The following is a 2187-nucleotide window of genomic DNA, read 5'->3' on the forward strand; positions in this document are numbered from 1 at the left end:
ACCGACGTATCGGTGATCGGATTGCCTGGGTCGGGCAAGACGACGTTCCTCGCCGCGCTGTGGCACATGGTGCGCGAGGATGGCGCTGTCACCGCCTTGCAGTTCGACTCGATGAGTAAGGGCAACTTCGAGCATCTGAACGCGCTGGCGAAGCGTTGGCGTGAGGGAAGCATCCAGGAGCGCACTCAGCAGAGCGGCATGAAGATGGTCGCGATGAAGCTGAAGGACGGCGCCGGGAATTCGACGGAGATCTCGTTCCCCGACGTGCCTGGCGAGGAATTCAGCCGGATGTGGGAGAAGCGCGAAGTCGACGAGGCAACTGCCGCGACCCTCGGTGCGAAGGGCATCGTGCTTCTAATAAACGGCGACCGCATCCAGCTTCCGGCCTGGGTCATCGAGCGGAACGCGATCGCGGCGGGCATGGGGCTCCCGCCGGGAGACGACGAGATCATCGATTGGTCCGCCGACCTGGCTCCGACCCAGGTGCAGGTTGTCGAATTGCTGCAGATGCTGATGTCTGATGAACTGGACGTCGGTCCTCGACGGCTCGCTATCCTCCTTTCGGCATGGGACCGGGCGGAAGGCGAACGGCTGACGCCCGAAGGACTGCTTGCGGCGAAACTACCCCTACTCGACCAGTATCTTCGCAACGGCCGCGATCCATGGTCGTGGTGCGTCTGGGGCCTGAGCGCGCAAGGCGGGATCTACGAAGATCCGGACCAGAAGCAGCACTTCGAGGAAACTGACCGCCTGAGGGACCTCGCGCGTCCGTCGGACCGCATCAAGGTCGTGTCAGGAGTCGACGTTAGCACCGACATCACCGCTCCGATTGAGTGGCTAGTCACCTGATGGTCGCCATCGTCGTTCAGCAGACACTTCACGGCTACAGCGATGGTCACCGACTCATCGCTGGATCGGTTTCGCTGTCCAGTGTCGATGCGCGAACCATGCTGGTGATGAGCGATCTTTCCGGCCCAGGCGTGAAACCGCCGCCGTCTGGCTATCTGACCGGCTACCCGCTCGATGGCAGCGGGCGATACGTTCTCGCACGCACCTGGGCCGCGCCCGAGATGCCCCGTCCGGGTTGCGTCTGGACACATTCGCTGATCGTCGAGAACGCGGACCTGGGCGCGATGACCGGGGCGGCCGGCCTGCTGGCGGCTTTCCGCCGACCTGATGGACCTTCCCGGCGAGAGGGTTACACATCGCCGGTCGAGGTCAACGCCGCCGACCCGGAGCCTACACAGTTCACGGCGACGCCGACGCTCGTCACCCGCGCGACCGAATTGGTCAACGCCCTCTACGCTGCGCCCGAACGGGCCATCGTCGTCCAGGCGGGAGACGAGGATCAAGACGAGATGCTCGCCACATCCATATGGATGCAGCAGTGGCCCCGGCTGCGTCGCGGATTTGGCTTCTGCACGCTCGCGAAGATGGATCGCTCGTTGAAGGGACAGGCTCTCGATCTCCAGATGGTTCCCGGGGGGGAGCGCCAGCTCGCTTCGAAGTTCAAGGATGCCGTCAGTCCATCGGATGTGCCCCACGTGCCCGCTGCCGCGACATTGGTGGCTGACCTCGTGGATTCGCGGACCTCGTTGCGGGAATTCCTGCGACGCACCGGAGGCGATGTTGAAGGCGGCCGTCGGGCGATGGTCCCATTGGTGACCCTCTATGACGCGATCTTCGACGGGCCACCGGATTTGCCGGCGGCCGTCAGAGCCTTCGATGCGCTTGATGGACTTGGACGGCGGCAGGCGCGATCGCTGCGGTTGATAGTCGCCCGACAGGCGATGGACCGTGTCGACGACGTGGACGACGACGTCTTCGAGTTTCTGGTTGATGCGCTTGAGCAGGACTTCTCAGCCGGCTACGAGGCAGGAATCGGCGCGAAGTTCGGGGTGGCGCTGTGGCGCAGGTCGCCAGTCAGGTTCGTGTCGGCACTGGCCGATCCCGGCCCCTTGGGGATGGCCGCGGCTGAAGCGGTCCGGCGGATCGATGTCCACGAGCTCGTCACTCGGCTAGGGTCGAACGCCGACGCGGCGGATACGATCGCCAGGGAGCGACCGGACGTGATGTCGACGCCCGCTTTCTGGCGCATCGATGGTGTCGACGAGTCCTTGGTGGCGATGGCGCCCGACGACCATGCCGCCGAAATCGCCCGGGCGTTGATAGCGGCGGAAAGATCCG

2 protein-coding genes are annotated in these 2187 nt (G+C 64.6%); both read left to right on the forward strand.

Annotation, left to right across the window (positions count from 1 at the left end):
* Positions 1 to 849 (forward strand): TRAFAC clade GTPase domain-containing protein (locus ACOJSF_RS10370; protein WP_420142131.1); only part of this gene is annotated, 849 nt, incomplete at its 5' end.
* The coding region (locus ACOJSF_RS10375; RefSeq protein WP_420142132.1) for a hypothetical protein at positions 849 to 2187 on the forward strand (1339 nt) is incomplete at its 3' end. The genes ACOJSF_RS10370 and ACOJSF_RS10375, both read left to right, overlap by 1 nt.

The sequence above is a fragment of the Sphingomonas sp. genome (genome assembly GCF_048594985.1).
Taxonomy (GTDB): domain Bacteria; phylum Pseudomonadota; class Alphaproteobacteria; order Sphingomonadales; family Sphingomonadaceae; genus Sphingomonas_I.